This window comes from Arthrobacter sp. TB 26, assembly GCF_000427315.1.
Lineage (GTDB): Bacteria > Actinomycetota > Actinomycetes > Actinomycetales > Micrococcaceae > Arthrobacter.
The window spans coordinates 6,849-7,737 of sequence record NZ_AUPJ01000157.1 but is presented as its reverse complement, the minus strand read 5'-3'; the positions used below and the strand labels follow the sequence as shown (position 1 = coordinate 7,737).

The window sequence follows — 889 nt, the reverse complement described above, 5'->3', positions numbered from 1 at the left end:
GGCGCCGGACGGCAGCAACCTGGTGGTACACGCGGACAACGCGGCGTACCTCCCGACGCTGCCGGACGGCGCCTTCACACTCATTTACGTGGACCCGCCGTTCAACACCGGCCGGGTCCAGAAGCGCCAGGAAACCAGGATGGTGCTCAATGCCGGCGGTGAGGGCGATCGGGTCGGGTTCAAAGGACGCTCCTATGACACCATCAAGGGCGCGCTGCACAAGTACGACGACGCGTTCAGTGACTACTGGACCTTTCTGGAACCGCGGCTCGTCGAGGCATGGCGGCTGCTTGCCGATGACGGCACCCTGTACCTGCACCTGGACTACCGTGAGGTGCACTACGCCAAGGTCATGCTCGACGCCATCTTCGGCCGGGAGTGCTTCCTGAACGAGATCATCTGGGCCTACGACTACGGCGCCCGCGCCAAATACCGCTGGCCCACCAAGCACGACAACATCCTCGTGTACGTCAAGAACCCCACGAAATACCACTTCGACAGCGCCGAAGTGGACCGGGAACCGTACATGGCGCCGGGACTCGTGACTCCGGCCAAGCGCGAGCTCGGCAAGTTGCCCACCGACGTCTGGTGGCACACGATCGTCTCACCCACGGGCAAGGAGAAGACCGGCTACCCCACGCAGAAGCCCGAGGGGCTGATCCGCCGTGTGGTGGCCGCGTCCAGCCGCCCCGGCGACTGGTGCCTGGACTTCTTCGCGGGTTCGGGGACCCTGGGCGCCGTCGCCGCGAAGCTTGACCGGAAGTTCGTCTGCGTGGACCAGAACCAGCCGGCCATCGATGTCATGGCCAAACGGCTCGCCCCGCACGCCAGTTTCAGCGTCTTCCCGGGCACCTGACCCGCATTCCCAACTGACTCGCAGCAGGGGCCG

At 65.5% G+C, this 889-nt stretch carries 1 protein-coding gene; it reads left to right on the top strand.

All coding sequences use genetic code 11. The features are described 5' to 3' along the window. A partial coding sequence (locus tag K789_RS0105280; RefSeq protein WP_024365848.1) for a DNA-methyltransferase occupies positions 1-856 on the top strand: 856 nt, incomplete at its 5' end. Positions 857-889: the final 33 nt, after the last annotated feature.